A 6,255-nucleotide genomic window follows, 5' to 3' on the forward strand; every position below is an offset into this window, starting at 1 on the left:
CTTTCATGCCGCCGAGGGGCGAAGAATTTGCCTGAGCGGCGGTTCGGCGAGCAGAAAAAGCGCCGAACCCAAAATCTGGATGACGACGGCGAGGCCGATCGCCGCGAGCCAGAGCGGCATGGAGCCGTGGTTGCCCCAACCCTGCCAAGCGAGGAGCACGCTCGGCGCGACCAGCGCGATGCCGAGCGCTGTGCGCGACCAGGCAAGCAGAAAGGCCTCCCCCGGCAGGAAGTCCGTGCGCTCGCTGAGCGCCGTTCCCACAAGCACCATGAGGAAGCCGAGATAGAACAGTGCGGGGCCGGCCAGGATGGAGCCGCCGAGCAGCGCGATCCAGCCGAGAAGGATCATATGCCCGCGCACGATCGCCAGATATTCGACGTTGCGAAAGATAAGCGAGCACATCGCGGCGCCGCCGAGGAAATCGACCACGAACTGCGCCGAGCCGATCCAGGTCACGCCATGGAAGCCGATGGTAAACTCGAAGCCATGATAGACCCAGCTGAGAATCACGATGGTCATCACCACGTCCACCACCGCCGTCCAGAACCAGAAGAGCAGGAGCGGCAGAAAGGCAGCGCCGACGATCACCGTCGCCATGATCTGAAATGGAATGGCAAAGAGCGGCGCGGCCCAGGGCCGGACCAGGCCATGCCCGGCGAGCAGACTCGCCGCCTCGAAAAGCAGGAGCGCGAGCAGCCCATAGGCGAGCAGCGGCAGCACGAGCCTCATATAGAGCCGTCGGGCTACGGTGCCGTCCCATCCGTGACGCAGCTCGCGGCAGAAATGGAAGGTGCAGAAGCCGGCGGCAATCATTCCGAAGGCGGGCATGCTAGCGCCCTTCGCGAGCACGGAGCGGAGCAGAACCGGCAGATGCGCTGCGATCCCGGCAAAGGGTGGCAGGGTGAAGAGAAGCCACAGCGCATAGAACCAGGCGGCGAGCAGGCCCATGCCCAGCACGCCACGGAAATCCGCCGCCGCTGCGATGGTCTTGTTCTGCCAGCTGATCGTCTGGATATCGACCATGATTCCCCACCTTCGCCTGTGCCCACCGCTGCGGGCCGGCCCCGGTGCTTCGCTAGCAGAGGCTGGCGCCCGCGCCAACGCGGCATGGCTGCCAGGACATGGCCGGGGAATTTCGACGCGCAGGAGGGGCTTGCCCCGCGCAGCGGAAGACCCTAGAGAACGCGTCACCGACGGACTGGGTGCGTAGCTCAGCGGTAGAGCATCGCCTTCACACGGCGGGGGTCACAGGTTCAATCCCTGTCGCACCCACCAGTCCATCCCCTCCCAATCGATATTTCTGGCGATCCAAACTCTTTGCCGCTCGCGTGGTCGAACATGCGGCGGGAAACAAAAAGGCCGGGACGATGCCCCGGCCTTTTGCGTTCAGAAGCCGAACATATGGTCGAGCGAGAAGCGCCCTTCCGGGTCGATCAAGCCGTGATAGCCGAACAGCCGGCAGGTCCGGTCCCGGATCAGCACATAGCCGCGCGGGCCGGCCTTCGCGATGTCGGCATCCGCGAAGATCAGATCGGGGCGAATGAGCATCGAACCCGAGCGCGCGATGCTGACCGCCTCCTCGGTGATCAACGTCCCCTCCCCGTCATGCAGCTGCAGATGCGTTTCCGACCGCTCGGCCCAGGGGCCTGAGGCCGGGTAGATGAGGTGCGAGAAGCTCGCCCGCCCCTCGCCGCCAAGCTTGAGGAAGAGCCGCGTCGTGAGGCCGGGTGGCGGGCCTGAATAGGATTGCGGCTCACCCTTGTAGGTCATCAGCGTGTTGAAGATATGCCCGCCGAAGCTGGTTTCGGCGGCATGAGACTCGTCCCGCCGCTCGTAGCGCATCAGCGCATGCAGCCAGCCATTGGCCTCGCCGCCGTCGCGAAAATCATAGACGAGATCGGCATGTCCGCCCGTCTCCATCAGCGCGCCCTCGTGCAGCACGGAGTCGAGATCGATCATGACGTCATGATCGCGCGGCAGATTGCCGAGGAAATGCTGGCCGAGCGGATTTCCCTCGCCGTCGAACAGGTCCAGCCGCAGCGGCATGCTGGTTTCGGCTTCGGCCATCGGCGTCGGCAGCACCTGGCTGCGATACTGCCTCCGCGGAAGAATCGGGAAAGGCAGCAGGAAGCCGCGGCCCATTTCGGGTGGCAGCGTGAGGATGCCCGGATCCGCTGCCAGCCCCTCGCGCTCCACATTGACATGGGCGACGCGGGTGCGGCCGCCGCGCACCACCTCATAGCGTGGTCGCACGACATGGCGGCCGGCCCGTACCTCGATTTGCGCCGGCCAGCGCAGGTCGGGCAGCAGTTCGGCGACATCCAGCGCGCGGGTGGCGAAGGCCGGAATCTCCTCCATCAGGGGCACCGGCGCCTCCGCGCCCATGCGGTCGAGCGCGATGCCGCCCACCGGAATGGGCGTGGCGTGGCTGTTCTGCACCCAAAGGATCACCTTTTCATCCGCGCGCGGCGCGGGCAGGCCGGCGAAGCGCGCGGATGGCCAGGCATTCGCGTCATGCGTGCAGGAAAGGCTCTGTTCGTTGCCGGCGCCGATCGTGTCGAGCGCGTATTTCACCACGTCATGGCCCGCCACGCCGACGGCATGGATGAACAGTTGCCCGGTGAAGGGTGAAAGGCCGAATCGCGCGCTGATCTCGCGGCTATCGAAAGCGACGCCGCCGGCGCCGCGCGGCGCGGCCTCCTCCCATTCAGCGAGGATCGCGCCGGCACCATCGTAAAGCCGCAGGAAGTAACGCACCGCTGTGGCCCCATAGCCCGCCCAGTAATTCGCGGTCACGAGGCGAGTCGAAAGCCCGTCCTGCTCGCGGAAGAAGGCGTAGTTCATGGCGAAGTTCAGCGGATCGAGATAGCGCTTCGGATTGGTGATGCGCGCCTCAGGGATTTTTGCCTCGTCGAGGCTGATCACCTGGGTTTCGGCCGGCAGAACGGCACGCAGCAGGGCGAGATGGCGCTGCGCGTCGAAGCCCGCGACGAGGACCGTACGGGCGCCGCTCGCCGCGATCTCGGTCATCGGTCGCGCGGCGAGCCCGCCGCGCGTCTCCCCCACCTGGCGCACGTCCTGCACGAAAAGCGCGTCTGCCCGCAGCGCCGGATACATGGTGAGCAGCGGGCCCGCCACCTGATCGGGATCGAAGAGGGCGACCGGCCCCATGCCGGCGAGCCGTGCGGCAAGCCTCTCCATGGCTTCCGCCGCCAGGGGGTGCGCCAGCGCCTTGTAGATGACGTTGCCGCCCTTCACCGCGTCGAAGGTTTGAATGTCGAGCATCGGTCGCTGCCTATCCTAAGTGCTAGAAGCCAAGCCGGCGCCGCATGTCCTGCGCCGCTGCGGCGGTATCGTCCAGAGGGGCCACGGGCCAGTGCTCATAGCGCCCCTGGAAATGCCGGATGCGCCCGTCCGACACGAGTTGATCGATGAACAGGCCGATGCGGCGCGAGCGGCCCGGCAGCGGAGCGACCATCACCGGCGCGGCCGTGGCTGCCCCCTCCGACACCATGGACACGGAATCGATGGTGACAATGATGAGATCGGCCAAGGCCAGCATGCCGAAATAGGGGTTCTCATTCTCCCCGTTCCAGACATAGGCGCCACGGGGTTCGAGCGCATCGCGCAGCGCGGCGGTGGCCGCCGGGTCCGTCCGCCGGGAGGGGGTGAGCATGAGGCCGACGCGATCCTGGTCCATCATCCCGGCCAGGGACTGGCCGAGCGTGCGGGCAACCGTGGCATCGAGGGTGAAGCGGCCGTTCGTGCCACCGACGGAGACCGCGACCAGCGGGCGCGGCAAATGGGCGAAGACCGGCGCCCAACGGGCCCGCGCCTCCTCCAGCCGCGCGGGGGTCACCCGGTGCAGCGCCGTGCGCGTCACGATCACATTTGGTCCCGTCACCTCGTCGTGCTTGTTGACGATGATGAGGTCGAATTTCGAGAAGGCCATGCGTGGGTTCTGGATATGCACCAGGCGGGTGGATGGCGCCCGGAGTGCGGAACCCACCGCCCCCGCCATGCCGCCGCAGCTGAGGATAATGCCGGGCACGGAGCCGGAGATCGCCTGGCGCTCGACGGCATGGAGCGGCCACGGCCAGCGCGGCGCCGAGACGTAGTTCCAGGGGAAACGCGCCTTCAGCGTGCGAACGATCGGTGCCAGTCCGGCCGCTTCGGCGAGGCCGAGCGCCTGGGACTGCAGCCCGGCATAGGGCTCGGTCAATATCCAGCTGGAAGGTGCAAGTTGATCGTTCTGTGCGGCCGTGGATGACATGCGCGCCTTGTGATGCGGGCTGCCGTTGACGTCAACGTGCCCGGCCTGCCGCCCGCGGCGGGGCGATGCCCCGTTGCCTCCCCGCGCGGCCCGTATAGGATCGACGGTTATGCAAACTGTCACATTGGCCGAGGCTGAGCCTGCCGACATACTGTCCCGCTCCGCGACGGTGGATCTCCTCGCGCGCCTCGTCGCCTTCGACACGACCAGCGACCGCAGCAATCTCCCCCTCATCCAGTATATTGCCGCCTATCTGGAGGGGTTGGGCGTTCCCTATCGCCTCAGTCATGACGAGACCGGCGAGAAGGCCAATCTGCACGCTGTGATCGGGCAGCCGGGCCCGGGCGGGCTCGCCCTTTCCGGCCATGTCGATACCGTGCCGGTCACGGGACAGACTTGGAGCAGCGATCCCTTCACGCTGCGCGCGGAGGGTGGCCGGCTTTACGGGCGCGGCAGCGCGGACATGAAGGGTTTTGTTGCCAGCATGCTCGCCGCCGTGCCGGACCTGCAGGCGGCGCGCCTCGCGCGGCCGGTGCATCTCTTCATCTCCTATGACGAGGAGATCAGCTGCAACGGTGCCCGCCGGTTGATCGAGGATATCGTCCTAAGCGGCTGGAAGCCCGATCTCTGCCTCGTGGGCGAGCCGAGCCTGCTTGCCCCCATCACCGGCCACAAGGGCCGCCTTGCGCTCCGCGTGCGCGTGCGGGGCCGCGCCGGCCATTCCTCCAACCCCGCGCGCGGTGTGAATGCGGTGGCCGCCGCCGCCGAGGCGATTGCCTGGATCAGCCGGGACGCCGCGCGCTTCGCGGCCCATGGCCCCTTCGTGCCGGGTTACGAGCCGCCGCACAGCACCTGCCATGTCGGCCAGATGCACGGCGGCCACGCCATCAACATCATCCCCGACGAAGCCTGGTTCGAGATGGAATGGCGCAGCGTGCCGGGCGACGATTTCTTCGCCGAGCTGGCGCGGTTCGAGGCGCATGTGCGGCAGGCGATCGAACCCGCCATGAAGGCGGTGGACCCGGCTTCGGGCTTTACGTTCCAGGTTCTGAACTGGATACCCGGCCTCGCCTTGCCAGAGGACCATCCGCTGACGGACGTCGTGCGGCAGGTGACGGGCCGCAACCAGACCGGCCGGGTGAGCTACGGCACCGAAGCCGGGCTCTATCAGGAGGCGGGCATTCCTGCCATCGTTTGCGGGCCGGGAAGCATCGACCAGGCCCACCAGGGGGACGAATGGATCGCGGAGACCGAGCTTTCGGCTTGCGACCGCTTTATCCGCCGGATGGCGGAGCGGGTTTGCAGATGAATGCCATCATGGGGATGAGCTCCGGCGGGCTCGCCTTGCCGCGGTTCGACGTCCTGGTGGCCGCGCCCGATCTTGCGCCCTGGCGCGAGGGCAATACCGGGATCCAGGGTTTCACGACACGGGATAGCGGCGAAGCCGGGCCGCACCTCGTGCTTACCGCTCTCATCCACGGCAACGAACTGGCCGGCGCCATCGCGCTCGACCGTCTGCTCGCGGCGGGGCTCGCCCCGCTGCGCGGCCGCATCACCTTCGGCTTCGCCAATCTCGCCGCCTTCGCGCGCTTCGACCCCGAGGACCCCGTCGCCTCCCGCTATGTCGAGGAGGATATGAACCGGGTCTGGGACCCGGTGACGCTGGGCGGCACGCGCCGCTCGGTGGAACTGGACCGCGCGCGGGAGATGTGGCCGCTGCTGCAAACGGCGGACGTGCTTTTTGATCTCCATTCCATGCTCTGGCCTTCCGACCCGCTCATCCTCTGCGGCGCGGCCGAACGCGGGCGGGCCATGGCGCTCGGCATCGGCGTGCCGGAGCTCGTCATCGCCGATGCTGGGCACGGCAACGGGCGACGGTTGATCGACCATCCGATCTTCACCGGGGCGGACGGCGCGTCTGTCGCCAATCTGGTGGAAGCCGGGCAGCACTGGCTGCCGGAAACGGTGGAAACGACGCTCAC

General features: G+C 67.4%; 5 protein-coding genes and 1 tRNA gene. 3 read left to right on the forward strand and 3 right to left on the reverse strand.

Annotation, left to right across the window (positions count from 1 at the left end; translation table 11 throughout):
- Positions 1 to 3: 3 nt before the first annotated feature.
- Entirely contained in the window at positions 4 to 1,023 is a 1,020-nt protein-coding gene (locus VL752_RS15585) for a hypothetical protein (RefSeq protein ID WP_325356776.1), read from the reverse strand.
- 177 nt (positions 1,024 to 1,200) lie between these two features.
- Here VL752_RS15585 and VL752_RS15590 point away from each other — a divergent pair.
- A tRNA-Val gene (locus VL752_RS15590) sits at positions 1,201 to 1,275 on the forward strand.
- 111 nt (positions 1,276 to 1,386) lie between these two features.
- Here the strand turns inward: VL752_RS15590 and VL752_RS15595 are convergent.
- Together VL752_RS15595 and VL752_RS15600 are read right to left on the reverse strand one after the other, a co-directional pair.
- Positions 1,387 to 3,285 (reverse strand): hypothetical protein, encoded by a 1,899-nt coding sequence (locus VL752_RS15595; protein WP_325356777.1) that lies wholly within the window; start codon positions 3,283 to 3,285, stop codon positions 1,387 to 1,389.
- Positions 3,286 to 3,307: 22 nt separating this feature from the next.
- Positions 3,308 to 4,273, reverse strand: coding sequence for a mitochondrial fission ELM1 family protein (locus tag VL752_RS15600; protein WP_325356778.1), 966 nt, complete (start codon positions 4,271 to 4,273; stop codon positions 3,308 to 3,310).
- 109 nt (positions 4,274 to 4,382) lie between these two features.
- Here VL752_RS15600 and argE point away from each other — a divergent pair, with 109 nt between their 5' ends.
- Together argE and VL752_RS15610 are read left to right on the forward strand one after the other, a co-directional pair.
- Positions 4,383 to 5,582, forward strand: coding sequence for an acetylornithine deacetylase (argE, locus tag VL752_RS15605; RefSeq protein WP_325356779.1), 1,200 nt, complete (start codon positions 4,383 to 4,385; stop codon positions 5,580 to 5,582).
- The coding region (locus VL752_RS15610) for a succinylglutamate desuccinylase/aspartoacylase domain-containing protein (RefSeq protein WP_325356780.1) at positions 5,579 to 6,255 on the forward strand (677 nt) is incomplete at its 3' end. The genes argE and VL752_RS15610, both read left to right, overlap by 4 nt.

This window comes from Acidisoma sp., from assembly GCF_035492295.1.
Classification (GTDB): Bacteria; Pseudomonadota; Alphaproteobacteria; order Acetobacterales; family Acetobacteraceae; genus Acidisoma.